The 24928-nt window shown below is 69.7% G+C and carries 21 protein-coding genes; 16 read left to right on the top strand and 5 right to left on the bottom strand.

Annotated elements, in window-relative coordinates; all coding sequences use genetic code 11:
• Window positions 1–801: 801 nt before the first annotated feature.
• The 6 genes from fxlM (at window position 802) to AC5LSR_RS12010 (ending at window position 8677) form a co-directional block, all read left to right on the top strand.
• Window positions 802–2085: a methyltransferase, FxLD system gene (gene fxlM, locus AC5LSR_RS12035; RefSeq protein WP_493465510.1), complete on the top strand. Its 1284-nt coding sequence runs from the start codon at window positions 802–804 to the stop codon at window positions 2083–2085.
• Between the two features lie 18 nt (window positions 2086–2103).
• The gene (locus AC5LSR_RS12030; protein WP_493465509.1) at window positions 2104–2322 is read left to right on the top strand and encodes an FxLD family lanthipeptide; all 219 of its coding nucleotides are present in this window, start codon (window positions 2104–2106) and stop codon (window positions 2320–2322) included.
• A gap of 92 nt (window positions 2323–2414) precedes the next feature.
• Window positions 2415–5492, top strand: a complete 3078-nt coding sequence (locus tag AC5LSR_RS12025) for a lantibiotic dehydratase (protein ID WP_493465508.1) — start codon at window positions 2415–2417, stop codon at window positions 5490–5492.
• A complete protein-coding gene (locus AC5LSR_RS12020; RefSeq protein ID WP_493465507.1) occupies window positions 5489–6730 on the top strand; it encodes a lanthionine synthetase C family protein in 1242 nt (413 codons plus the stop codon). Before AC5LSR_RS12025 ends, AC5LSR_RS12020 begins: the two co-directional genes overlap by 4 nt.
• Window positions 6712–7743: a thiopeptide-type bacteriocin biosynthesis protein gene (locus AC5LSR_RS12015; RefSeq protein ID WP_493465506.1), complete on the top strand. Its 1032-nt coding sequence runs from the start codon at window positions 6712–6714 to the stop codon at window positions 7741–7743. The genes AC5LSR_RS12020 and AC5LSR_RS12015 overlap by 19 nt, the downstream gene beginning before the upstream one ends.
• 166 nt (window positions 7744–7909) lie before the next feature.
• Window positions 7910–8677 carry an SAM-dependent methyltransferase gene (locus AC5LSR_RS12010; protein ID WP_493465505.1) on the top strand — a complete coding sequence of 256 codons (768 nt, stop codon included), beginning with the start codon at window positions 7910–7912 and terminating at the stop codon, window positions 8675–8677.
• 362 nt (window positions 8678–9039) lie between these two features.
• Here the strand turns inward: AC5LSR_RS12010 and AC5LSR_RS12005 are convergent, their stop codons facing one another.
• Together AC5LSR_RS12005 and AC5LSR_RS12000 are read right to left on the bottom strand one after the other, a co-directional pair.
• The gene (locus tag AC5LSR_RS12005) at window positions 9040–9450 is read right to left on the bottom strand and encodes a hypothetical protein (protein ID WP_493465504.1); all 411 of its coding nucleotides are present in this window, start codon (window positions 9448–9450) and stop codon (window positions 9040–9042) included.
• 31 nt (window positions 9451–9481) lie between these two features.
• Entirely contained in the window at window positions 9482–12163 is a 2682-nt protein-coding gene (locus tag AC5LSR_RS12000; RefSeq protein WP_493468460.1) for an AfsR/SARP family transcriptional regulator, read from the bottom strand.
• Between the two features lie 639 nt (window positions 12164–12802).
• Here AC5LSR_RS12000 and AC5LSR_RS11995 point away from each other — a divergent pair.
• Window positions 12803–13168 carry a hypothetical protein gene (locus tag AC5LSR_RS11995; protein WP_493465190.1) on the top strand — a complete coding sequence of 122 codons (366 nt, stop codon included), beginning with the start codon at window positions 12803–12805 and terminating at the stop codon, window positions 13166–13168.
• Between the two features lie 231 nt (window positions 13169–13399).
• Here the strand turns inward: AC5LSR_RS11995 and AC5LSR_RS11990 are convergent, their stop codons facing one another.
• The 3 genes from AC5LSR_RS11990 to AC5LSR_RS11980 form a co-directional block, all read right to left on the bottom strand.
• Window positions 13400–14470 carry a UDP-N-acetylmuramate dehydrogenase gene (locus tag AC5LSR_RS11990; RefSeq protein WP_493465191.1) on the bottom strand — a complete coding sequence of 357 codons (1071 nt, stop codon included), beginning with the start codon at window positions 14468–14470 and terminating at the stop codon, window positions 13400–13402.
• A gap of 49 nt (window positions 14471–14519) precedes the next feature.
• A complete protein-coding gene (locus AC5LSR_RS11985) occupies window positions 14520–16229 on the bottom strand; it encodes a tetratricopeptide repeat protein (protein ID WP_493468459.1) in 1710 nt (569 codons plus the stop codon).
• A 179-nt stretch (window positions 16230–16408) separates the two neighbouring features.
• Complete coding sequence (locus AC5LSR_RS11980; RefSeq protein WP_493468458.1) at window positions 16409–16885, bottom strand: NUDIX domain-containing protein; 477 nt, start codon at window positions 16883–16885, stop codon at window positions 16409–16411.
• Between the two features lie 155 nt (window positions 16886–17040).
• Between AC5LSR_RS11980 and AC5LSR_RS11975 the strand changes: the two genes are divergently transcribed.
• The 9 genes from AC5LSR_RS11975 to AC5LSR_RS11935 form a co-directional block, all read left to right on the top strand.
• Window positions 17041–17526 carry an ATP-binding protein gene (locus AC5LSR_RS11975; RefSeq protein ID WP_493465195.1) on the top strand — a complete coding sequence of 162 codons (486 nt, stop codon included), beginning with the start codon at window positions 17041–17043 and terminating at the stop codon, window positions 17524–17526.
• On the top strand, window positions 17511–18491 hold the full coding sequence (locus AC5LSR_RS11970) for an NAD-dependent epimerase/dehydratase family protein (protein WP_493465196.1): 981 nt from the start codon (window positions 17511–17513) through the stop codon (window positions 18489–18491). The genes AC5LSR_RS11975 and AC5LSR_RS11970 overlap by 16 nt, the downstream gene beginning before the upstream one ends.
• A complete protein-coding gene (locus tag AC5LSR_RS11965; RefSeq protein WP_493465197.1) occupies window positions 18488–19441 on the top strand; it encodes a thymidylate synthase in 954 nt (317 codons plus the stop codon). Before AC5LSR_RS11970 ends, AC5LSR_RS11965 begins: the two co-directional genes overlap by 4 nt.
• Entirely contained in the window at window positions 19438–21162 is a 1725-nt protein-coding gene (locus tag AC5LSR_RS11960) for a carbamoyltransferase family protein (protein ID WP_493465198.1), read from the top strand. The genes AC5LSR_RS11965 and AC5LSR_RS11960 overlap by 4 nt, the downstream gene beginning before the upstream one ends.
• Entirely contained in the window at window positions 21147–22229 is a 1083-nt protein-coding gene (locus tag AC5LSR_RS11955; RefSeq protein ID WP_493468457.1) for a CgeB family protein, read from the top strand. Before AC5LSR_RS11960 ends, AC5LSR_RS11955 begins: the two co-directional genes overlap by 16 nt.
• Window positions 22230–22240: 11 nt before the next feature.
• Window positions 22241–22786, top strand: coding sequence for a P-loop NTPase family protein (locus tag AC5LSR_RS11950; protein WP_493465200.1), 546 nt, complete (start codon window positions 22241–22243; stop codon window positions 22784–22786).
• On the top strand, window positions 22770–23609 hold the full coding sequence (locus AC5LSR_RS11945) for a class I SAM-dependent methyltransferase (RefSeq protein ID WP_493465201.1): 840 nt from the start codon (window positions 22770–22772) through the stop codon (window positions 23607–23609). Before AC5LSR_RS11950 ends, AC5LSR_RS11945 begins: the two co-directional genes overlap by 17 nt.
• Window positions 23606–24385, top strand: coding sequence for a phosphotransferase (locus AC5LSR_RS11940; protein ID WP_493465202.1), 780 nt, complete (start codon window positions 23606–23608; stop codon window positions 24383–24385). The genes AC5LSR_RS11945 and AC5LSR_RS11940 overlap by 4 nt, the downstream gene beginning before the upstream one ends.
• Window positions 24376–24928: histidine phosphatase family protein (locus AC5LSR_RS11935; protein ID WP_493468456.1), on the top strand; the 553-nt coding region annotated here is incomplete at its 3' end. The genes AC5LSR_RS11940 and AC5LSR_RS11935, both read left to right, overlap by 10 nt.

Here is a 24928-nt window from a genome sequence, read left to right as displayed (position 1 = left end):
TCGACGCAGGGTCGGTTCCGCCAGCGTCGCGTTACGGAATACGCGGTCGCCCGTCTCTTCGTAGAGCAGCGCCGAGACCCGGGCATATTCTCGTTCGAAGAGCGAATACGTCATCGCGCGTTCGACCAGAAGGGCGTGCAGCACGGTACGGGATGGCCCGGGGGCCATGGCAACTCCCTTGCTGAAAGACCGGGCGGCTCGTCTCCATAATGCCAGCGTCGACGTGCCGCTGGTGGCGTGTCGCGTCTGGCGGCACTGCTTGATACCTCCGCGATACCTCGACCCTCATGTGAGTGCCAGATGATCCCCCCACAGCATGGTCCGCCTCGGGGTTCCTCGCCAGGCTGGTCTCTGAAACGGAACCGAGGGAGCGCGAGGAACGAGGGTGGCGGACGTGCCGAGCTGTCGAATTGGCTGGAGAACGAGCCGCCGTGGGTCTGTGCCGGTGTCGACAGGCTCTGTCAACCGTGTCATGCGACCGCGGCGTTTCGCGTGGGGCCCGATCGCTTGGGCAATAGGCTGTCCGTGACGCCAGCCGCAGCAACTGTCGAGCGTTGGCAGAGCACGGCTATCCCGGCAGGCTGGCAGCTCCCGGTGCTCGCTGGACAGGCCACGCCCTCCGATCGTCGGGCCGGGCCGGGCCGGGCCGGGAGGATGTAACTGATTGTTACAGAACATTTTCTCGGGATTGCGATCGATGTTCTGGATCTCTCCAGGAAGGGCGGGTATGGGCAAGAAACGTGACGCAGGCGGCTTCGCCGTAGCGGATCGTCAGGAGCGATACAGGACAGGAAGTCTTCTATGACTGACGTGGCCACCGGTTCTAGCCGTATCGATGAGCTGCGAGAGCAGTTGATCGGTGAGTTGCGTGAGCTGAATGCGCTTCGTACGGCAGCGGTCGAACGGGCTGTCCGTGCTGTTCCTCGGCACCTGTTCCTGCCAGAGGAGACGGTGGAAGCGGCGTATGCCGCTGAACGGGCGTTGGTGACCAAGAGGAATGAGTACGGTGTCGCGCTCAGTTCGGTCAGTGCCGCGCGTATCCAGGCGTTCATGCTGGAACAGGCTGATGTCCGCCCGGGGATGCGTGTGCTCGAGGTCGGTTCCGGTGGTCTCAACGCGGCTTACCTGGCGGAGCTGGTCGGTGTGTCCGGTGAGGTGACGACGGTCGACATCGATCCGGATGTCACGGCCCGCGCCGAGCGCCTGCTGGCGGAGGCCGGCTACGCACGGCGGGTGCGCGTTGTGCTCGCCGACGCCGAGGAGGGTGTCGCCGCGTTTGCCCCGTATGACCGCATATTGATCACCAGTGGGGCCTGGGACATCCCGCCGGCGTGGGTGGCCCAGATGTCCGAGAACGGGCGGCTTGTGGTGCCGCTGCGGCTGCGGGGTCTCACACGCTCGGTCGCCTTTCAGCGTGAGGGCGGATGTCTGGTGTCCCGCGACTACGAGGTCTGCGGGTTCGTTCCGATGCAGGGCGCCGGGGCACATCAGGAGCAACTGCTGCTGGTGACCGGCACGGACGAGATCGGACTACGGTTCGATGACGGGCTGCCTGCCGATCCGGCTCTGCTGGACAACGCGGTGCGCACGCCCCGCGCGGAGACGTGGACGGGGGTGACGGTCGGGCGCTGGGAGTCGTTCGAGATGCTCCAGCTGTACCTGGCCACGGTGCTGGACGGGTTCTGCGTCATGACGGTCGACCAGGAGCTCGACACCGGCCTGGTTTCCCCAAGCAACAAGTCGTTCGCCATGGCGACCGTCGACGGGGGCAACTTCGCCTACGTCGTCGTGCGCCGCACGGCCGACGACACGGTGGTCGAGTTCGGGGTCCACGCCTTCGGGGCGGACGGACCCGCGCTCGCCCCGAAGGTGGCCGACCAGATATGTACGTGGGATCGCGAGCAGCGCGGCGGGCCCGGCCCGGTCATCGTCGTCTACCCGGCCGGAACGCCCGATCACCAGATGCCGCAGCCGCCGGTGGCGCGGGTCATCGACAAGATTCACTGCCGGGTCATGCTCGCCTGGCCCGCGGCCGCTGCCGAGGACCAGGGCATCCCGGCTCATCGTCTCGATCTTACTGAATAGGAACGGAGAACGGTCGAAATGCTGGATGTCCATATCCCGAACGGCGCCACGGCACTGTTGACCGAGCCGTCGGACTCCGACGGCCTCGAAGTCATCGACGACGAATTCACGCTGGATATACGGGTCGTGCTGGCCGCGTACCCGAACGGCAAGCTCCAGTGCAACACGGATGACAACTGTGGCTCCACCTGCCACAAAGCCAGCGCCTGCAGCTCATTCGTTCAGGACCCGGCCTGAACGACCGCTTCTCTGCTGCTGGTACGCCGGACAGCCCCGTCCCGGCGCACCAGCAGCACCGGCGAGCCTGCTGTATCCACAGGGAGGGGTCAGTGACAGCACAGCCACCAGCCCGCTACCGGTGGCAGGCTGGCGCGATACTGCGCGCCAGCACCGATCCAGGCGCCTTGAACCTGCCCCCCGCTCTTGGCCTGGACGGCGACGGCACCGTGGCGGAGGGGCGGGCTTTTCTGGCCGCCGTGTGGCGGCGCGCGGAGATACGGGACGCGCTGAGCGCTGCCAGCCCCGTGCTGTGCCAGCAGGTCGACGATGTCGTGGCCGGGAAGCGGTCCGATCCGAGGCGGGTGCGCCAGACGGTGCTCTCCCTCGCTTCCTACCTCCTGCGCTGGCAGCGACGCCCCACACCCTTCGGCCTGTTCGCCGGGGTCGCCCCGGCCCGGATCGGTGACGCGCCGAAGGCGTCATGGGGACGGGAGCACCGTGTGGTGGTACGGGCCGACGCGGACTGGCTCGCCGACATCGTCACCCGTCTGCAGCGGTGCCCCCGGTTACTCGAACGCCTGCCCGTGGCCGCCAACGGCGTTGGGCAGGTCCGAGGTGATCGCTACGTCGTGCCGGGACCGCCCGCGGATGGGCGGGCTCATCTGTTGGCCCCGGTTGAGGTGTCCGTGCGTTACACCCGCCCGGTCGCCGCGGCCTTGGCCGCCGCCCACACCCCCATCCGGTACGGCGTACTGCGCGCCCGGCTCACAGAGCGGTTCCCGGCTGCCACCGTGGACCAGGTCGATGCCATGCTCGGCGGCCTGATCGACCAGAACATGCTGATCAGCAGCCTGTGGGCCCCGATGACCTGCGTGGATGCACTCGACCACGTGTGCGCCGAACTGGCTGCCGCCAACGCGCACACCATTCCCGAGATCGCGGATCTGGTCCACCAGCTGTGCGCGATACGCGAGGAACTCGCGGCTGGCGGCTCGGCCGCCGCGCGGCCGGCGAGGATTGGGCTGATCACCCGGATGAAGGCGCTCAGTGACGTCGCCGCGGTGCCCCTGGTCGTCGACAGCGCCGTGGACTGCGACGTCCAGATCCCCGAGCAGGTGGCCGTGGAAGCGCAGGAAGCCGTCTGTGTCCTGCACCGCCTGACACCATACCCATTTGGCTACCCGCAGTGGCAGGATTATCACCGTCGCTTCCGGGAGCGATACGGGGCTGGCGCCGTCATCCCCGTCCTGGAGCTGGTAGCCGACAGCGGACTCGGGCTGCCCGCGGGCTATCTCGGTTCCGCACGGGGCCGTGCCGCCCGGCAGCTGACCGAACGTGACGAGGCGCTTCTCGGCCTGATCCAGCAGAGCCTGTTGGACGGGTGCGCGGAGATCGTCCTAACCGAACCGGTGATCAGAAACCTGGCGGGCGACGCGACCGATGCCATCCCCGTGCACCGTGTGGAGATGTCCTTCGAGATCCACGCGGCGTCGTTGGAAGCCCTGGCGCGCGGAGCATTCCGTCTGGTGGTGACCGGGACTCCGCGGCCGGGCAGCAGCATGGCCGGGCGGGTCGCCCACCTGCTGCCGGCCCAGGAGCGAGCCGAACTCGCCGCCACCTTCGACACGGCCGGCCCGGACGCGATCACCGCGCAGTTGTCGTTCGTGCCGCGTCGGCGGCGCAACGAGAACGTCGCCCGTACTCCGCAACTGCTGCCGTGTGTCGTCTCTCTGGCCGAGCACCGGGAACCGGGCGACGGCGTGCTCCCTCTCACGGATATCGCGATCACCGCGGACGCCCGCCAGTTCTCCGTCCTGCAACTCTCCACGGGCCGACGCATCGAGCCGCGGGTCCTGCACGCGCTGGAAGCGGGAATCCACACCCCGCCGCTCGCACGGTTCCTCGCGGAGATCACCACCGCCCGGTCCGCCGTCTACACGGCGTTCGACTTCGGCGCCGCCAACCACCTGGCCTACCTACCACGGGTGCGTTACAAGCGCACCATCCTCGCCCCGGCCCGCTGGCTACTCACCGCGCCGGACCTGCCCGGCAGAGAAGCCGACATGGCCGCGTGGGACGCGGCCTTCGAGACGTGGCGGGCAAGGCTGCGGGTACCCGTCCGCGTCGCCATGATCGAAGACGACCAGCGGCTTCCCCTGGACCTCAACCATCCGGTCCACCGTCTTCTGCTCCGTACTCGCCTCGACCGGGCCCGTCGCCTCGAACTACGCGAAGCTCCAGGCCCGAAGGATTTCGGCTGGCTCGGCCGCGCCCACGAAATCCTTCTCCCGCTGGCTCTCACCGAACCCACCCGGACCAGCCCGCCACCGGTACCCCGGCGGGCAGGCGGCGTTGCCAACGGCACCGCCTGCCCGCCGGACCGCTCCACTGTCCTGTGTGCCCATGTGCACGCCCATCCGACGCGCTACGACGAGATCCTGACCGCGTACCTGCCGAGCCTGATCGCAGCCTTCGAGGATGCGCCGCAGTGGTGGTTCCGTCGGCATCGGGACACCTCCCGTCCCGATGCCGACCAATACCTCGTCCTATCCGTGCGGCTGCCCGCACCCGATGCCTATGGCGAGGCCGCTGAACGGCTCTACGACTGGGCGGACCAGCTACGCCGTCAGCGCCTGGTGTCGCACCTCTCGCTTACCACCGAAGCATCCCAGCCGGGACGGTACGGCTACGGCGAGGTTATGAAATACGCGCGCACGGTGTTCATGGCGGACTCGGTGGCGGCCCTCGCCCAGATCGGCATGGCGCTGGCGGGAACGAGCGCGCAGGCCTTGGCCGCCGCCAGTCTGGTCGACCTGGCCGTCCGGTTCGCACCCGCCGTTGACGAGGGCCTCGACTGGCTGGTCCGGCGCCTGCCCCAGGAACACGGGCGGCTGGACCGGGCGCTGCGCGACCAAACCCATGAACTCGCGGACCCGCACCGCCGGTGGACAGCCCTGCGGTCCCTGCCCGGCGGGACGGACGTGGTCGCTACCTGGCTGGCTCGTGCCGCCGCACTGGCCAGCTATCGCGAGCAAATGGCGGCGCAGCGTGACCCGCTCACGGTCCTGCGGTCCCTCCTGCACCTGCACCATGTACGCGCGCTGGGCGTCGACCTGGACCTCGAGCGCGTCTCCGGCCGCCTCGCGCGAGCCTGCGCACTGCGCCACACCGCCCGGAGCTCTAAGTGACTAAAACACTACAAAACTGGACCAGTCTTGCTGATGCTGTCGAGAGGTTCGCACAGCACCTCGGTATACCGGAAACACCATCCCCCGACGAGCCCTGGGCCGGGCAGTCCCTCGCCGACGGCGCCGCCGGCATCGCCCTGTTCCACATCGAACACGCCCGCACCGGCAGCGGCAGCTGGCGCACCGCACACACCTGGATCACAAACGCGGTAGCCAGCCCGATCAGTGGCTCCGACACCGCCGGCCTCTACCTCGGTGTGCCGGCCATCGCCTACATGCTGCATGCTGCCAACGCCGGCTCACCGACACGGTACAGCGCCGCCCTGGAGACCGTGGACCACAACGTCACCGACCTCGCGCACCGCCGCACCACCACCGCGATGGCCCGCATCCGCCGCGGCGACCGTCCCGCCTTCCGCGAATACGACCTCTTCTACGGGCTGACCGGCATCGGCGCCTACCTGCTGCGCCGCGACCCGGGCGGCAGCGCCCTCGGACGCATCCTCCGGTACCTTGTCGCGCTCACCCGCCCCCTGCCAGGCGACGACCAGGCCCTGCCGGGCTGGTGGGTCGCCCACGACCCGCACACCCGCACCTCCGCCCGGTATCCGGACGGGCACAGCAACCACGGCGCCGCGCACGGCATCGCCGGGCCGCTGATGTTCCTCAGCCAGGCACTGCGGCGCGGGGTCGTCGTGGACGGCCAGCAGGAGGCCATCGAGACCATCTGCTCCTGGCTCGACACCTGGGAACAGCACGGGGAGACCGGCTCGTGGTGGCCGGAGTGCGTGACCCTCGCGGACCTGCGCACCGGCAGGACCAGCCAGCCCGGTCCCGCCCGCCCCAGCTGGTGCTACGGCACACCCGGAATCGCCCGCGCCCAGCAGCTCGCCGCCATCGCCACCCGCGACGCACGGCGCCAGCGGGCAGCCGAACAGCACCTCGCCGACTGCCTGGCCGACCCCGCCCAGCTCTCCCGACTCATCGACCCGGGCCTGTGCCACGGCTGGGCGGGCGTCTACCAGACCACCTGGCGCGCCGCCCGCGACGCCACCACGCCGGTGCTGGGTATGAGCCTGCCCTCTCTGGAGGAGTCCCTGGCCCACCACGCCCAGCCCGGCATGGGCAACGGACCCGGATTTCTCGACGGCGACGCGGGAACCGCGCTCGCGCTGACCACCGCCGCGCGGAACGCGGCGCCGAGCTCCGGATGGGACGCATGCCTACTGATCGACTGAGCCACCACCGGGCCAAGGACAACGCACACAGCACCGCGCTGGACGAAACCGTGGATGGCGTGCTGCGTGTCCTGGCCGGCAGCCCGCTCGACGACACCGCCGCCCACATCCGCACAGACCCAGCCGATCTGGCCGCAGCCGTCGAGATCTATCAGCAGGCCGGCCGCCGCGCGCTCGAACATCAGTCCGCCGCGACAGTCGACTGGTGGCAGCTCTACATCCAGTTCACCCACTGGCCGAGCGCCGAGCAAGCCGCGGCCGACCACCTCGCGCCGCTCCTGCGCCATGCCGAAGCCAGCGGCGATGTGACCGCCTGGTGGTTCGTCAGAAAACATCCCTGCTGGCGACTGCGCCTACGGACCCGGCCGGGCGACGAAGCGCGCGGCAGCCTGCGCCAAGCACTCGACGAACTTACTGCCGCCGGCCGGATCGCGCGCTGGTGGTCGGGCATCTACGAACCGGAAACCGCCGCGTTCGGCGGCCCTGTGGGCATGACGTGCGCACACCAACTGTTCCACGCCGACAGCCGGGCCATCCTGGAGCTGCGTTCCCAGGGAAATGCGCTCGGGCGCCGTGAACTGTCGGTCCTGCTATGCAGCATCCTGATGCACGCCGCCGGGCTGGAATGGTACGAGATGGGCGACCTGTGGCACCGCGTCGTCGCCGAACGGCCCTCCCCTGACAGCGTCTCGCCGGACCAGCTCCGGGGGATAACCGAGGACCTGCGACGGCTGATGCTCGCTGACGCCGGGCCCCTGCTGGAGCCGGGCGGCCCCCTCGCGTTCGCCGCCGCATGGGCCGACGCCTTCCGGCAGGCAGGGCACGCCCTCGGAACGGCGGCCCGCGACGGAACGCTGGACCGGGGCCTGCGCCACATCCTCTCCTATCACGTGATCTTCCATTGGAACCGTCTCGGTCTTTCTGCACGTACTCAGAGCATCCTTGCGTCGGCGGCCTGCTCGGCCGTCCTCCACCTGCCCGTCCTGCACGTCCGTTTCTTAGCGAGGAAATAGTAGTGACTGAATACGAAATCACGAGCACACGCAAACAGCCTGACGCATCCGGTCTCGCATACATGGAAATGCCCGAGACGTTCAATACAGCACGCGGAAGACGGTGACAGAGGGCAGGATGGCGACCTTCGTGCGAACAAACGGCTTGGCCGCCGATGGAATCACCATGGCCACGGCGCACCCGGCGCGGATGTACGACTATCTCCTGGGCGGCAAGGATCACTATCCGGCTGACCGACTCGCGGCGGAGCGGATACTGCGGGCCGCGCCCGAAGCCCGGTTGATGGCCCGGGAGAACCGACGCTTCCTCCACCGCGCCGTCCGGTTCCTCGTCGCCGAGGCCGGCATCCGACAGATCATCGACATCGGGACCGGAATCCCGGCCGCAGACAACGTCCACCAGACCGCCCAGAAGATCACACCGGACGTCCGAGTCGTCTACGTCGACAACGACCCCATCGTCCACGCGCACGCCAACGCGCTGCTGACCGGCACCGGCCGGACCACGGCCGCGCTGGCGGACCTGCGGGAACCACACGAGATCCTGCAGCATCCCCGCGTCCAGCATCTGATCGATTTCACCGAACCCGTGGCCCTGCTCCTCGTCGCCGTCATGCACTTCATCCGCGACGAGGAAAACCCCACCGGCATCGTGCGGACGCTACTCGATGCGCTACCGGTGGGCAGCTATCTGGCGCTGTCCCATGCCACGGGTGACCTGCGACCCGCAGCAGCGGCCCAGGTCACCGAGGTTTACGACACCGCCACCTCGCCCCTCGCCGTACGCAGCCATCCCGCCATTGCCGCGTTCTTCACCGGGTGCGATCTGGTGGACCCGGGTCTGGTCCAGGTGCCGACATGGCGACCGGCCGGCAAACGCCCCAAGGGTTACCGCAACATCTGGATTTATGGTGGAGTAGGCAGAAAAATATAATTCTCCTATTTCCAAACTATCCAGATAGCATAAGATCGATTGCTATTGGCTACCGCTCCCCGTCCCTATACGTCGCCAGCCCAGCTGTTGACGTCCACTACCAGATGGATCCCTGTCCATGGCCTTGCCAGAGAAGATGAATGGTCTTGATGTCGGACACACAGGGCTTCGGCGGCGAGTTTTGGATCTGGATCTGACTCTGGCGCAGACCTTGTGACGTACCACTCGCCGGCAACCGTGGTCGAGCGCGGTCGACCAACCACGCTGCCCGGGAGCTCGCTGATGACGCTCTGCAATCACAAGATCCGCGCTAGAGTCCGATCCGCTCGAATCGCTCAAAGCTATACCAAGTCGTCATTCCTTCACGGGGTCTGTGTGCTGCTCGCGACCAGCGCGCCGACCACCCCGCCTGCTGCTACCGCCCGCACCAGGCCCGCGGGATCCGACAGCGTGTGCGGGCCGGCGCCGATGAGCACCACGATCTCGCCGTGTGCATCCATGTGCTCCGTCCAGCCGGGCGGAGGATCGATCTGGCCCTCGAAGACGGTCAGCCGCGCGGCGGTCAGGCGTACCCCGTCGCCTGTTCGCGTCAGGTGCCAGTCCGGCAGGTGCGGCAAGGATTCCCGGAACGGTGCCGCTAAGCCCGTGACCACGGTCATGCCCCACGCCAGGCAGCGACTCATCAGAAGATCCACGGTGTCTCCAGTAGGCGTGAGCCGGTGGATCGTCACGTTTCCTTCAAGAACCATGATCGGCCCAATGTCTCCGATCATGGGAGTGCACCGCATCGTCACCGACACGTCTCTACGCTCCCCTGCTGCCGGGGGCGGGCTGCCGGCTCATCGTGCGGGTCGCGGTTGCCGTGGCGGGGACGGTGAGGTGGGACAGGAGGGCGTCGGTGCCGGGGTGTGGTTCGGCATCGAGTTCCCGGAGCCGGCGGCGCAGGAGCTGGTAGGTGCGGTGGACCGCGTCGGGGCGCTGCCGCCCAGCTTCAACTTCCATGATCTTCTGATAGGTGGGTTCGGCGTACGGGTCGATGGTCAGGGCGTGGCCGAGGAGATCGAGGGCGCGGTCGGGCTGGTCGGGCAGGTGCCTGTCGGCGAGTTGAGCCAGGGCGTCGAGGAGCTGATGGTGCACGGTGGTGATGTGGCTGTCCGCCCATTCGTAGGTGCTGGCGGCCAGGAACGGCTGCCGGCCGGTGGCGGTGACGGCGCGAGCCAGGGCGGTGGTGCGCCGGTCGGGGGTGACAGCGTCGGCGAGGGCGTCCTGGAAGCGCCACAGGTCGACGTCCACGAGGGCGGGGTCGAGCTGGTAGCCGCCGCGGATGGTGGTGATGAACCAGGTGCGGTCGTAGCCGCTGGCGGCGCGCAGGGTTTCCCGGAGGGAGCCGACGACGGTGTAGAGCTGGTTACGTGCCTTGCGTGGTGAGACGTCGGGCAGGAGCTCGGCCAGGATCGTGCCGGTGGACGCGCCGTCGCGGTGCAGCGCCAGGTAGGCCAGCAGTTGCACGCCGAGGCTGCGTAGACCGGTGCGGATCGGGGTGCCGGCGGCGAGGACGGTCGGCGGGCCGAACAGGCGAAGCGTGACCCCAGGGGCGCGCGGCCGGCCGGTCATCGGCACGCCGGGAGGGGTGGCGGCCGGGGATGGCCGCGTCGGGCCGGATGCCGCGGCATGAGCGGATGTGTGCGCCGGCACGGGCGACCCGCCGGTTCCGGCGGGGGGATTGTCGCGGGCCGGCCGGTTCGCGCCGGTGGCGGCTGGCGGGCCTGGCAGCGACGGTGGTGCTGGGGGGTCGCCGCTGGTGGGGTTCGTGGCCGCCGGGTCGGGGACGGCGTCGGGCTGGGGGTCGTCTCCTGCCGGGAGCTGGTTACTGCCGGCCGGGGCTGCTGCCGGTCGGGTGGGCAGGGGTGCAAGCGGCAGGTGCCGGATCGGTGGGGTGCGGTTGGGGTCCTCGTCGCCGGTGGTGTCGGCCGGCCGGCCGCTGTCCGGGACTGTCGGTGGGGTGGTGTGTCCCCGGCTGGGCAGGGTGTGCGCGCCGCCGTGGGCGGTGGTGAGGAGGTCGAGCAGGTGGGCGGTGTCCGCGGCGGGCAGGGTGTAGAGCCGGCGCAGCGTCCGCGTCGCCCCGGTGGCGGTCAGGATCGTGCCGTCCGCGCGGACCGTGTGCTCGGTGCCGGACGGCCAGCCGTCGAGGATCACCGCGGTGATCCCGAGACGCTGGCCCTGGGTGAGGATCCCGGCCAGCCGGCGGCCGATCGCGCGAGGATCCGCGGTGGTGATGAGGAGCACGTCGGGTAGGGCCTCGTCCGGGTGCGCGGCCCGCAGCCCGGCCCGGCTGATGATCTCCCCGGCTGTGGCCGGTGCTTCCGCGGCGAGCCAGGTCCGGTGCGCGACCTCGGCTTCCAGATGGGACAACGCCGCGTCGTCGGACTCGACAACGATCAGATCGGGGTAGTCGGTGTGCCCGTCCAGCGCGAGGCGCCGGACGGTCGACGCGGACAGGATCACCCGGTTGTGTGCCGCACCGGTCAGTTGATGATCGGCGAGGATGGCAGCGAGGAGCGCGCGGGCCGCGCCGGTGCTTCCCGGTCCGGACAGACCCAGCCCGCCCGTCCCCATCAGATCGATCCGGATGCTGCGGCCGTCCGCGCCGATCCCCACCTCGATCCGATCGTCGGCGGCTGGGGCGTCCGTCGCCGGCCACGGCGCCCGGCCCGGCAGCGCCCGGCGCAGCGCACCAAGGAGCGGCCCCGAGGGTCCGCGGGCGGCTGGCCTGCCCGGTAGGCGGGGAGTCCCCCGGCGGCGGGAGCGGGCCATGGTCATCGCCACCGCCAGTATCGCCGCGGTCAGCCCGGGACCCATATACGCCCCCGAGGGCAGTTCCACCCCGCCCGCTGCCGGCCCGTGGCCGGGGAACCGCAGCGGTGCCGCCCGGTCGTATCCGGGGGGCGGTGGCTGGTCGGAGACCGGGCTGGCGGGGTGACGGTGTCCTGGCGGTTGCGCCCGGGACACCGCCGGGGACGACCGGTGCGCAACCGGCCGGGCTGGCCGCGCGACGGTGCCGGCGGCCGGGGGGCTTCCCACGGTGAACATGCTGATGTCCGGCACGAACCCGGCCGGGGCGCGGGCCGTCCGGGCCGGTGGGCCGCCAGCCGCCGAGGCCGGTACCGGCCGGGTCGTCGGCGATGTGGGCGGGCTGGCCGGCGGCTGGCGGGCCGCGGTGCGTCCGGGCATGTCCGCCCGGCGGCGTCCGGTCCCCAGGCCGATGAGCCGGCCACCGATCACAAGAACAACCATCGTCCAGGTTAGCCACAGCAGCCCCCCGGCCATAACGCGCGCGAACCCCCCACCGGGTGGGTCACCGGCGAGCAGCGCTGTGATCCCGTCCTGGCAGCGATCCCACGCCCGCGCGGGAGACCCGGCGGTGGCAAAGGCCAGCACCGGCAGCCCGACAACGGCGATCAACAGGCCGGCGGCTCGCGCTGGCATGGGCCGCCGATGCCGGGGCCGGTGGGCAGCAGCCCGGAGCGGCCTCCCGGCCGTCCTGCGGGCTGTCCGGTTGGCCACCCTGCAACGGCCCTTCCCGTGTGGTGCGGCACCTGCCCGGACCCGGCGCGGCTCCGGCCTTCGCCGTCTTCCCGACCTCGTCTACGGTCATACCATAGTTAAAGAGAGTAAACATAGGCTACCGCGAGGAAAAGGCGCTATATGGCCGCCGCGCTCGTCTGCGCCGACCCCGCTGTGTGACCGGCCCCGTACATGGCAGGATTCCGGCCGCGCTATGTGGCAGGGGTGCGTGGTTGATCGGGTTCCGATGGGGGCTCGAGAGGGGCAGCGTCGCGTGTGCAACAGCCTTGTATTCACGGGATCGAGACTGTTGATCATTGCTGCCAGTGGGTGTCGAGGGGTGGCCGTCAGTCGTCACGTGACAGTGAGGACGACTGCTCACGGCCGGAAAGCCGGACCGCCGGGCAGGCCTCGCCTCCTCACGTGCCCCCGGGACGACCGCAGGCAGCCCGCACCGCCCCGGACGCGGCCGCGGCCTCGCCGGAGACCGGCCGGTGGTGATCCGCACATAGGCTGGGCGGACCCATCGCCGGACCTGACCTTGACCCCAGGGAGCCGCCAGTGGCCGCCGGAGTATTGATCGCGGAGAGCCTGCGCATCGGGACGGTCTTGGACGACCTGTCGCTCATCGTCCGGAAAATCCAACGGTCGGCGCCAGCGAATGTCACCGCCGACCAAGCCCCCGTCTGGACGCTGGTCTTCTTTGATGTCGCCGACGCCGAAGCTGCGGCCCTGGCCGATCAATTGAGCGAAGCTTTGGATGCGCCTGGGTGGTACGTGGACCTGCACACCGCCCAGGACAGCTTCATCGTGTTCCCTGGTCGCGTAGCCTGCTACCGGCGAGGGGACCCCCAGGGGCGCGCCGAGGCCCGGGAATACGGCCGGGCCCACGGCATCCCCGACTCACAACTCGACTGGCCAACCTGACCCTCCGACTCGCGAAGTCGCCCGCTACGTCCAGGTTCGCTGTCCACGGGCGGGATCACTCCAGGGCCAGCAGTGGCTGCACCGCGTAGCTGTGCCAAGAATTCTGACGCACGACAACTGGCACCCACTCCCAGCAACGAACGGCCCCCACTCCCACCTACATAGCCACAAGGGAAAGGGAACACGAGCCAGTCGCGTCGGCCGTCCCTCGGAGGTGGCCACCGGCGTCACTCAGCTTCCGTGTGAGGAGAGCCGTGCGTAGGCCGGGAGATCGCCGAGCAGGTCGGGCTCGGCAGTGAGGGTGATCCCGGTGGCCTGCTGGACTTGCGCCGCGACGGTGGCTGCCGCGTCGGCAAAGGATGTCGCGGTTGCTCCGTCGTCGGCTACGAGGGTGAAGTGCCTGGTCGAGATCCGGGCGCCCGTGGCGAGTCGCTGCCCGAGGGAGAAGCCTGCCGCGCTTATGAGCCAGCTGGCGCTAACGCGGGTCGTTCCGTCAGGGAAGTCGTTGACGGGGGCGCCGTCGGCGCGCAGCTGTAGCGCCATGTCCGCAGGGATGGACGGGCTGAGGAAGACGCTTCCCGCGGTGCGGCCGTCCGGGCCGCCGGTGTCGAGGATCATGCCTTTCTCCTCCCGCACGTGCCGGATGGCCGTGACGGTCTCGTCCAGGAGGACCTGCTCGCCCAAGGGAACTCCTGCCGCATCGGCCACCGCGCGATAGGTAAGGGGAGGCCCGAGCTTGCTGGGCGTGAGGGCAAACGTCACAGTGAGGATGGTCCAGCGCTTGGAGTGCTTGAAGACGCTGGTACGGTGGCCGAAGCCGCAGTGGACGGGGATCATCTCGGTTTCCTGGCGGGTGGTCCAGTCCCAGGCACGGATGTTGGCAAGGGTGTCGCTGACCTCTTGGCCGTAGGCGCCGACGTTCTGGACGGGGGTCGCCCCGACGGTCCCCGGGATGCCGGTCAGGCACTCGATCCCGGACAGCCCCTCGGCCACCATCTCGGCGACCAGGGCTTCCAGATCGTGGCCGGCCTGGACGGTGACCAGAACGCGGTCGTCGTCCTGGCTGGTGTCTAGGCGTATGCCTGTGGTGGCCATCCGGACAACGAGGCCAGGATAGCCGTCATCGGCAGCCAGGAGGTTGCTGCCGGCCCCGATGACCCTTGGCGCGCTCCCCGCACGACCGGCGGCGACGACGAGTTCGGGAAAGTCGTCAGGGTCGTCGAGGACGGCCACTTCCCGGGCGGGGCCACCGAGGCGCAGCGTGGTCAGCGAGGCGAGTGGGACGTTCGTGGTCAGCCGCATGAACGGGGTCTCCTCGTGCCCTCGGAGCGTGACCTTTAGTGGCCCCAGGCTACGCGTGGATGCGGTCCGCGACCCTGTGGGCGGCCTCGATGGCCTGGCTCGCCGTTGACGCGGTGAGGGCGGTACGCAGCTCGGCGAGGCGGCTGCGGACGCGGCCAGAGTCTTGTCCGGCGGTCAGGGCGAGTGCCTGATCGGTGGCCTGGACCGCGCCATCTGGCTGGCGGGTGAGCAGCATGGCCTGGGCGAGGGATACCCCGTGCAGCAGGCGGTTGCGCGGCTGGCTGTGCCCGAACAGTCGCAGTCCGTCGTGCAACAGCGGGATGGCCTGCTCCGGCCGTCCCGCTTCCAGCCAGGAGCGGCCAGCGTCGGCGACGAGGACTGCCTCGGTCACCCAGTACGTCCATAAGGGCGGTGGGATTGGCGAAGCGGCTTGTGCGCTGAGCAGGCTGGCGGCCTCGTCAAGCGCCTGCGCGCACTCAGCGGTCGAGCCGCTGGAAGCGTGGGCACGGGCCTCGCGGCTTGCGAGTAGCGCGGCGGTGACCGGGCTGACGTGTCCTGCGGACCGCTGGCGAGCCATCCGGATCAGCCTGACGGCGTTCGCGGGTGAGTTCATCCACAGAGCGAGGTAGCTGAGGCACGAGACGACGGCGGCGGCGAGTTCGTGGCTCCGGTAGCGAGTTTTGGCCCCATTATCCGACGAGATCCGGACCCACTTGGCGATCTTCAGGCCCCTTGATCTCCGACGAGATCTGGCCCCACCCGGAGCCCTCCTCGCTGGCGAGTGTGGTCCTCGCTCGCCGCAGGTCCAGGTCGTTCGTCCTCGCTTCGCTCCGGGCGCTCCACCTGGACCTGCGGCTTCGTCGAGGACCGGATCGGCAGCTACGAGGAGGCCGGAGATCTCCGCCCCAGCCGTGACACGGCACGGGTGGGGCCAGAAGTCGTCGGAACTCGTTTCCCGATCAAGAAGGGTGGGGCCGCGTCTCGTCGGAAGGTGGGGCCAGGGGAAACGCTCATAGCCAAGTTCGGTGTCCGCGGCTGCGTGGGCGAATCGCAAGGCTGCCAAGAGGTAGCGCTGGCCAAGCGCCTGCTGGCCCAGGTCTGTGGCCACCCATCCGGCGAGCTGAGCCAGCTGCGCCAGCACGCGGAACAGGGCGGTACCGGTCTCCCGGTCGTAGGAGGCGGTGCTGGCCAGGCTGGCGGTCCAGCGCAGGTCGTGCTTGATCCAGTCCAGCAGCATCGGCCCGCCCTGGACGTCGTCGAGATGCCGCAGTTGGCGGACACGGTCGGCGAGCACGGTCACCATCTCGCCGTCGACCGCGTTGCCGTTCGCCCGCGATGGCTGCGCCGTGGTCGGGGCGGTGAACCAGTCGACCACGGGTGCGATCGCCACCGGGCCTGGTACGGGGAGCAGGAGGGATGCGGTGGGCCTGCTGATGAGGTCCGCGCAACGGCCGGCTCCGTCGGCTGTCCATGGGAGGTTGAGCCCGGAATGCGCGGAGATCGCGGTCGCCTGTGTCCGCGTGCCGGGCCAGAGCTGCCAGGGTGTGACGTGCTCACCAAGCGCGCGGCTGAGCGTGAGCGCGGCCAGTTCTGGCAGGGTGCCTCGCGGGGTCCCGCCCTGCAGCCAGTGGTAGGGGGCCTTCGGGCTGACGACCTCCTTGTTCGCCGTCTTGTTGATTTCCCGGGCCAGGCGCTCGGGTGCCCACTCCAGTCGTTCGAGGCATTCCCGCAGTAGCCCGGGTCCCGTGAACTCGCCCATCACATCCCTCCCGGCAAGGCACCTACCCGCTCAGGGTGTCCTAGCGAAACGGTCCGCGCTGCCAGAAGGGCGGCGTCCTGGCGATTCTGACCATTCTGACCGCCAGTTGACCTTCCTGACCGTGCAGCGGGCTGTTCGTGGGGCCCGGCCGGTAGTGGGCTAAGGGCATGCCCACCTCGTCAGGCGCCGACCGGCTGTGCTGCCCCTTGCTCCAGATAGGCTGCCCGGCCAGCCGCGCGAGCCTCGATCGCCGTGTGTACCCGGCGGGCGAGGCGTGGGATGAGCAGGCCGTCGAGCTCCTCGCGGTCGCGGAACGCGAACTCACCGATCTCGGTGCCGTCCACGCGGACCGCGGCGATCTGCCGATGGGACAGTTGACCGCCGTCGAAGACAAACAACAGCTTGTCGCCTTCGGCGGGATGCGGCGCCCAGTCCACGACGAGGAGCGCGCCGACCGGCAGGCGAACGCCAAACTCTTCGATGACCTCCCGCAGCGCCGCCGCCGCGGGCCTTTCGCCCGGCTGCACGTAGCCGCCCGGGATGTCCCACAGAGGCTTGTAGGTCGACTCCACCAGCATGACCCGGTCCGCGCCGTCGAAGTACAGCACCCCGGACGCGATTCGCGGGCGGGCGAACTCGTCACCGCCATCAGCCACAGGTCCGACAGTAGTCATCCCGGAGCCGCGGGGGCCTTCACGGCCACCGCCTGGAACCCGCAATGATCCCGCAGGCGAGCTTTCCGCCTATCAGGAACTTGTGCCCTTTCCCGGTAGCTGGCAGCACGAGGCGGGCGGACGCGGGGGTCGCGGCGGTGCCCTGGCGCAGCTCGGTTGAGCTGGGTCTGCTTCCCTCCGCGGTCACGCGCGCCCGCCGCGAGGCCCGCGAGGTCCTGCGGGAGTGGAACGTTTACGTAGACAGCGAAACAGCCGAACTGCTCATTTCCGAACTGGTCACCAACAGTCTGGAGGCCGTCTGGTCTACCGGAGGCGGCCAACCGGTCTCGCTGGTCCTGTCTGCGAGCGAAACCCTGCTCACGATCAAGGTCTGGGACAGTAGCCCGTGCGCGCCCACGCCGGGCGAGTGGGAGGCGGAGGTGCCACCGCTCGACGGGGAGAACGGCCGCGGCCTGTTCCTGGTCAGCGTCCTGAGCGCGGGCTGGGGCTGGTACCCGACGAGCAGCCCGGCAGGAAAGGTCACCTGGTGCCAATTACTCCAGGTCCCTGCCCATTCACAACGGAGCGGGCAGTCAGAGGGCCGCCCGGGAGCGTCGCGGAAGGTGGCATGGAAAAGGCGCTGATCACAGGCGTGGCCGGCTTCATCGGCTCGCACCTCGCGGCCGCATTGCTGCGCCAGGGCTGGTCCGTAACGGGCCTGGACAGCAGGTCCGCGGCCAGCGACCCGGTCGCCGGCGAGAACCTGGCGGTCCTTACCGGCGATCCCCGCTTCCAGTTCGTGCGAGCAGACGTCACTGTCAGTGATCTAATGATCCTTTCCGAGGGCGTCCATGCCGTCTTCCATCTCGCCGCTCTCGCGGGTGTGCGGAGGTCGTGGGGGGATCGGTTCGGTGACTACCTGTCCTGCAACGTCCTGGGCACCCAACGGTTGCTTGAGGCATGCGCCGCCGCGGACGTGCCCCGCCTGGTGTTCGCGTCATCGTCGAGCGTCTACGGTCAGGGCGGCGGCAAGCCATCGCGGGAGGACGACCAACTGCTGCCGCTGTCGCCGTACGGGGTGTCGAAGCTCGCAGCCGAGCGGCTGTGCCTCGCATACGCGCGCCAGCGGCACGTGGCGACGAGCGTCATCGCGCTGCGGTACTTCAGCGTCTACGGACCCCGGCAGCGGCCCGACATGGCGTTCAGCCGGATCATGCGCGCCGCGGTGTCGGGGCGGACGATGTCGCTGTACGGGACAGGCGCGCAGCGGCGCGACTTCACCTACGTCTCGGACGTCGTCGCCGCCACGATCGCCGCCGCGACCACGGACGCGCGGGCCGAGGTCGTCAATGTTGCCTCCGGGCGCAGCGTGCCGCTGTCGGCGGCACGCAGGGCCATCAGCCGGTTCGTGGACACCGACGTACCCGCGCAGCGGCGGGTTGCGCAGCCCGGGGACGTCGAGGCGACGACCGCCGACCTGACCAAGGCCACGGAACTGCTCGGCTACCAGCCGCAGGTGGACCTCGAGGAGGGGCTGCGCCGGCAGTGGGAGTGGATTGCCGGAAAGGACCGTCCTGCGGCCCTGGCGATGACGGAGGCGGTCAGATGACGCTCGCGCTCGCCGCCGGCTCGGCCAGCGAACTGTTCGCCCGCGCCTGCCACGCGGTCCTGGCTGTCGGGCAGCCGGTCGCGCCGCGCGGCATGCCGACGCTCGAGGTGCTCGGCGCGAGCCTGACGCTGACCGACCCGCGCCGCAGGTTGGTGGACGTGCCCCCGGCACGGGTGATCAATCCGGCGTTCGCCGTCGCCGAGGCGATGTGGATCGTGTCCGGCTCGGACGACCCGTGGATCTACCTGTACAACGAGCGGCTGACCGACTACGCCGATGACGGCCGCCTGATGGGAGCCTACGGGCCGCGGATGCGCCGGTGGCACGGCACCACCGACCAACTCGCCCTGGCCCGGCAGGCCCTGACCGACGACCCCGAGACCAGGCGCGCCGTCATCCAGCTGTATGACCCCGCGGCCGACGCACGCGGCTACAAGGACGTCCCATGCACGCTCGGCTACCGGTTCTTCTTGCGTGACGGTCTTCTCCACATGCACACCACGATGCGCAGCCAGGACCTGTGGCTCGGCTTCTGCTACGACATCTTCACCGCCACCATCCTGCAGGAACTCCTCGCCGGATGGCTCGGCACGGGCCTGGGCAGCTACCGGCTCAGTATCGACTCGCTCCACCTATACGCCCACGACATGCCCAAGGCGCAGCAGATCCCCGCGGATGCGGACCCGGGCCCGCAGATGACGCCTCTGGCCGTCCCGTGGCAAACGCTCGACGACGTACTCGCCCAGGTCATCGCGGGTACGGCGCTGGCCGGCCCGGGTCTGGCGGAGTTCGCGTGCGTGCTTGCCAGCTACCGGGCGCGCAAGGGCGGGGACCTGGCAGGGGCCGGCGCTCTAGCGGCCGGCCATGACGGCCCGCTGGCCACCGCGCTGCGCCGCTGGTATCAGCGCGCCGACCGGGCCCGCCACATCGCGCAGGAGCCCCGCCGATGAGGACAAACAACCAGCTGGCCGTGCTCGGCCTGTGCTCCTTCACCCACGACTCGGCCGCAGCCCTCGTCGTCGGCGGGCGGCTCACCGGGATGGCCGAGGAAGAGCGGCTCTCCGGTGTCAAGCACACTCGTGCGTACCCCGCTGGCGCCGTACGGTGGCTGCTCGATGACGCGGGCCTGACCCCGGCCGATGTCGACATCGTCGCCTACAACTTCGCCGGAGCGCGGTACCTGGCCGGGCTCGTGGACACCCCCAGCCACCTGATGCGGCCCGCTACCCGCCCGCGCGCCCTGGCCCGCGCCGCGAGTCTCGCCGTCATCCACCACCGGTACCGGCACCGTGTGCGTACCCTGGGGAGCCTCTTCCCGAACGCCCGGGTGCGCCCTGTCCCGCATCACGTGGCGCACGGCATGTACGCGTTCGCCGCATCGGGGTTCCGCGAGGCCGCGGTCCTCATCATCGACAGCCTCGGCGAGACCGCCACAACCTCCATTGGCTCCGGCATCGCCCTCCCGGCCGGCGACATCCGGTACCAGATCAGGAAATCGGTCCGGGACCCTGCGTCGCTCGGCTACGCCTACGGAGCCGTCACAGCGCACCTCGGCTGGCGTCGCGGTGACGAGGAGGGCACCGTCATGGCCCTGGCCGCGACCGGCGACCCGGCACGCTTCCGCGACCTGTTCGCCCGCGCGATCCGGCTGACACCGACCGCGTTCGCACTCGATCCCAGCCTGTTTCCGCTGCGGGTGCTTCGGCACGGCTGGCCGCGCGTCACCCCCGCCTTCGCCGCTGCCACCTGCCCCCCGCGCGGCCCCGACGAGGCAGTGACCCAAGTGCATGCGGACGTCGCTGCGGCTCTGCAGGAGCGCACCGAACAGGTCATGGTCCACCTGGCCAACCGCGCGCAGGCGGTGACCGGGGCGCGGCGGCTCTGCCTGGGCGGCGGTGTCGCGATGAACTGCGTCGGGATCGGCAAGATCCTCCAAAGCGGGCGGTGGGACGAGGTCTACGTGCCCCCTGCTCCTGGCGACTCGGGCACACCGGTCGGTGCCGCGCTGGCCGCCTACCGGGAGGTCGCCGGCGCCGTTCCCGGTGGCCTGGTCCGCTCCTGCTATCTCGGTCCTTCCTACGCGGACTTCACATCGCCGCAGGCGCCAGCGCCGGGGCTGACCACACAGCAGGTCGATGACCCGGCCCGCTTCCTAGCCAAACAACTGGCGGCAGGCAAGATCGCCGGGCTGTTTCAGGGCAGGCTCGAGGCAGGGCCGCGGGCACTGGGCAATCGTTCGATCCTCGCCTCGCCGCTCATCCCGAACATCGCCGAGCGGTTGAACGCGGCAGTGAAGTTCCGCGAACCGTTCCGCCCGTTCGCCCCGGTGGTCCTGGCCGAGCACGCAGCCGAGTACTTCTGCCTCGGCCAGGCAAGCCCGTACATGTCGATCGCCGTGCCCGTCACCAGGCTTGCCCGGGACCGGGTTCCCGCCGTCGTTCACGCCAACGGGACCGCCCGCGTGCAGACCCTGACACGGGAGGACAACCCGTTCCTGGCGGACGTGCTCGCCCACTTCAGCGCCCTGACCGGTGTCCCCATGCTGATCAACACCTCACTCAACGTGAAGGGCAAGCCGATCAGCGGCACGCCACAGATGGCCATCGAGTGCCTGGCGTCCAGCGGCATGGATGGACTGCTGCTCGACGGCGGCTGGTGGGTGACGACGTGAGAATCGGCTACAGCTTCTGGGGGTTCCTCGGCCCCGGTATCGCCGACACCCCCGACGGCGGTCGGAGCCATCGCCGCCCCCTCATCGACGGACTGCTCTCCCGCGGGCACGAGGTCGTCTTCCTCCAGCGCGACCGCGACCTGCACGAGGCGGGCGACGACCTGCGCGACCGCTACCTCTGGGACAACGGGCTACCCGCCATCGACGCGCTGTTCCTGGAATGGCGCTGGCCGGTGCCCGACCGTAACACGACGACCTGCGGCAGCCCGGGGCACACCTGCGACCTGCACCGCCAAGACCAACTCGTCGCGCACTACACGGCCTGGCGCAAGGTCCCGACGATCATCTGGGACAAGGACCTGCAGATGACGGCCAACTCGCCGCTGCGATCGCTGCCAAACGTCACGACATGCGAGGCTGCTCTACGGCCCAGCCCTGGCGCGGAAAGCCTCCTATTCCCCGTCACCGACACAGCACTCGACAACGCCGACCCCGCCACCTTGGCGGCGCTGCCCCGACGCCTGCCGCTGGTCTACGTCGGCAACCAGTACGACCGCGACGAGGCGTTCAGCGAGTACTTCGCACGCGCCGCCGCACGCGTCCCGCATCGGGTAGCCGGGAAGTGGACGCGCACCGCCGACTGGCCGCACGTGGACTTCACTGGCCGCTGCGCCTTCCCCGAGGTGCGGGAACTGTACGAGTCGGCGCTGGCCACGGTCCTGCTGCTGCCCGACCGCTACGCACGCGCGGGCCAGATGACACAGCGCCTATTTGAGTCAGTCCTTGCTGGCTGCCTGCCTATTACACCCGCCGTGCTTCCGTACGCCGCGGCCTTCACGCCCCCGGCACTCCACGCGGCGACGGGCGACGCTGTGCTCGGTCGGATCCGCGAGTTGCAGGGCATCGCGGGAACGGCCAGGCACCCGGCCCTCATCGCCGAGTGCGTCGGGATGCTCGACATCTTCCGGCTCTCCCGCCAACTGGTCACCATCGACCGCATCCTGGAGAGACTCACCGATGACAATTCCGCCTGTCCGTCCCCTCGACTGCCGGCTGCTCGTCATTAGGGTCAGAGGCTGTGGACCGGATCGCCATCATGGGCTGCGGGGGGAGCGGGAAGTCCCACCTAGCCCGCGCGCTCGGCGCCGCGCTCGGCATCGCGCCCGTGCATCTGGACGCCCTGTACTACGACGCCGGCTGGAAGCCGCTCGACAAGGACACGTTCGCGGACCTGCAGCGCGACCTCGTCACCGCACCCCGGTGGATCATCGACGGCAACTATGCCTCCAGTCTGCCCATCAGGCTTCAGACCGCCGACACGGTCATCTTCCTGGACCTGTCCGGCTGGACCTGCCTATGGGGAATCCTGCAACGGCGGCTCCGGCACGGCGGCGGCCAGCACCAGACGATCGGCGTCTACGACCGGATCACCTGGGACTTCGTCCGCTACATCATCAGCTACCGGCGAACGATGGCTCCCCGCGTCCGGACCCTGATCGCCGAACACGCCGAGGATGCCCAGGTCGTCATCCTGCGCAGCCGCCGTGCCGCGCGCCGCTACCTCGCCCTGGTGCCGCTTCCCTCCGCGGCCAGGGCAGTCACCGACGATGAGGAACGCGACTAGCCCCTTCACCGACATCGGGCAGGTCCGCGGCCCGCTGTACGCGTCGGCAGACCGGATCGGCCGCCGGACCGGCGCCCTGCACCGCGCCCGCGCCAGCGGGCGGCACGCCGCCGAGGTCATCGCCGACCTCGCGGCGGCGGCTGTCCCGTCGGGCGCACCGGTGATCGCGGACATCGGTTGCGGGCGGGGCACGACCACCTGCCTACTCGCTGCGCGGCTCCCACGAGCGCGGATCGTCGCGATCGACCTGTCGGCGGCCCTTCTGGTCACCGTTAGGAGCCGGCTTCCCGCCGGGGCCGGGGCGGGCGCGGCCCGCGCGGACTTCCACCGGCTCCCGCTCGGGGACGGGGCCTGCAACTTGGCCGTCGCCGCGTTCTGCCTCTACCACTCGCCCTCACCCGAGCGGGTCATCGCCGAGATCGCGCGCTGCCTCGCGCCGGACGGGACAACGATCATCGCGGTGAAGTCGGTGGACAGCTACCAGGAACTCGACCGATTGATGGCGGCATCGGGGTTGGTACCTGATGCACCCAGCCGGCCAAGCCTGTACGAAACCGCCCACAGCGCGAATATCGCGCACCTCGCCGCCACGAGCCTCGAGATCCGACAGGTCATCAACCACAACCACACGTTCGTCTTCCCCACCCTCGCCGACATCGCCGAATACCTGGCAACCTCACCGAAGTACGGGCTGCCTGCCTGCCTCACCAGCGACCCAGCCGTTCTTGCCGCCGAGCTGCGCCGCCGGCTGCCCGACGAGCCCTTCACGATGACATCAGTCGTCACCTACCTGGTTGCCGTGCAAGCGGCGGCGACACCATGAGCGCGCACTACCTCAAGCACTATTCGGACCAGGCCACCCGGCTGCGCGCCCTAGACAACTACGCCTGGCTAGGCGGCATGAGACCCCACGTCCGTCTGCCCCGACTCCTGCCGATCTTGGATGGGGAGCACCTGCGCTTCGAGTACGTCGAGGGCCACCACGCCATCCCGAAGGACCTACACGTGCTCGCTACTTACCTGGGTGACATGCACGGCGCGGCCTTCGACAGGGAGCTGCACCAGGCACGGCTACGCAGGCCATACCGGACACGGGCCGGCCACACATTGCCCGGCTTCCCGAGCAGGCGGATGGACGCCGTGGCCCGGGAGCTGGGGGCGGGTCGGGTTATCGGCACCCAGCTGACCACCCACCAGGCACAAAACCTGATCATGGGCGCGGATGGCCCAGCAACGTTCTACAAGGACGCCAACCCGAGGAACTTCATCGTCACCCCAGCCGGGGACCCGGTGACGATCGACTTCGACGACCTGACCCTCGCCCCGTTCGGCTATGACCTCGCCAAACTCGTCGTCACCCTTGCCACGACGCACGGCCCCATTCCCGCCGCGGAAATCGCTGCCGCGCTCGGCGTCTACAACACAGCCGCCGCCCGGCACCGCCAAGCCCTGCCCCGCGTCACATGGGAAGAGCTGATGAGCTGGGCGGAGATACACCACATCCTCACCAGCCGGTACGCCGCGGACGGGCGCTACCCCTACCGCTGGGACCAGACCCGGCCAGCCGCATGCCCGCCAGGAGACCGCACATGGCCGTGATCACCACTCTCATCCTCACCCGACATGGCGAGGCCCACTGCAACGTCGCCCGGATCGCGGGCGGCGATCGCGCCTGCACCGGCCTGACCAAGCGTGGGCGACAGCAGGTGGAACTGCTCGCCCGCCGACTGCGCGCCGAGGAGCCCTGCGACGTGCTGTACACGACCTCCCGGCGCCGCACCCAGGAATCAGCGGGCATCCTCTCCGACGCGCTCGATCTGCCCATCCACGTGGAACGAGACCTCACCGGCCCGCACCACGGCGACGCGGACGGCCGTCCCTGGGACGAGATCAAGACGGCCTTCGGCGGGCCCCCACAGTCCGATCCCGACCGGCCCTACGCGCTCGGCGCGGAGACATGGAACCAGTACTTAACCCGCGCCAGCGCCGCCTTGGCCGCCGTCGTCCACCGCCACCACGGGCAGCGCATCCTCCTCGCCGGACACGGCGAGACGACCGACGCAGCCGCCCTGCTATTCCTCAGCCTGGCACCCGGCTTCTGCACACGGATCGGGTTCGAGACCAGCCACGCGGCCCTCTGTT

Source organism: Protofrankia sp. CiP1_Cm_nod4, assembly GCF_982290645.1.
The sequence above is the reverse complement of the archived record's forward strand: the minus strand, read 5'-3'. Positions and strand labels throughout refer to the sequence as shown.

What these genes read in the sequence shown, in the direction of transcription:
- AC5LSR_RS11945 (WP_493465201.1), top strand. Translation starts at nt 22,770, where the DNA reads ATGAGGAACGCGACTAGCCCCTTCACCGACATCGGGCAGGTCCGCGGC.
- AC5LSR_RS12030 (WP_493465509.1), top strand. Translation starts at nt 2,104, where the DNA reads ATGCTGGATGTCCATATCCCGAACGGCGCCACGGCACTGTTGACCGAG.
- AC5LSR_RS12015 (WP_493465506.1), top strand. Translation starts at nt 6,712, where the DNA reads ATGCCTACTGATCGACTGAGCCACCACCGGGCCAAGGACAACGCACAC.
- fxlM (WP_493465510.1), top strand. Translation starts at nt 802, where the DNA reads ATGACTGACGTGGCCACCGGTTCTAGCCGTATCGATGAGCTGCGAGAG.
- AC5LSR_RS11940 (WP_493465202.1), top strand. Translation starts at nt 23,606, where the DNA reads ATGAGCGCGCACTACCTCAAGCACTATTCGGACCAGGCCACCCGGCTG.
- AC5LSR_RS12010 (WP_493465505.1), top strand. Translation starts at nt 7,910, where the DNA reads ATGGCCACGGCGCACCCGGCGCGGATGTACGACTATCTCCTGGGCGGC.
- AC5LSR_RS11965 (WP_493465197.1), top strand. Translation starts at nt 18,488, where the DNA reads ATGACGCTCGCGCTCGCCGCCGGCTCGGCCAGCGAACTGTTCGCCCGC.
- AC5LSR_RS11985 (WP_493468459.1), bottom strand. Translation starts at nt 16,229, where the DNA reads ATGGGCGAGTTCACGGGACCCGGGCTACTGCGGGAATGCCTCGAACGA.
- AC5LSR_RS12000 (WP_493468460.1), bottom strand. Translation starts at nt 12,163, where the DNA reads ATGCCAGCGCGAGCCGCCGGCCTGTTGATCGCCGTTGTCGGGCTGCCG.
- AC5LSR_RS11970 (WP_493465196.1), top strand. Translation starts at nt 17,511, where the DNA reads ATGGAAAAGGCGCTGATCACAGGCGTGGCCGGCTTCATCGGCTCGCAC.
- AC5LSR_RS11990 (WP_493465191.1), bottom strand. Translation starts at nt 14,470, where the DNA reads ATGCGGCTGACCACGAACGTCCCACTCGCCTCGCTGACCACGCTGCGC.
- AC5LSR_RS12005 (WP_493465504.1), bottom strand. Translation starts at nt 9,450, where the DNA reads ATGATCGGAGACATTGGGCCGATCATGGTTCTTGAAGGAAACGTGACG.
- AC5LSR_RS11960 (WP_493465198.1), top strand. Translation starts at nt 19,438, where the DNA reads ATGAGGACAAACAACCAGCTGGCCGTGCTCGGCCTGTGCTCCTTCACC.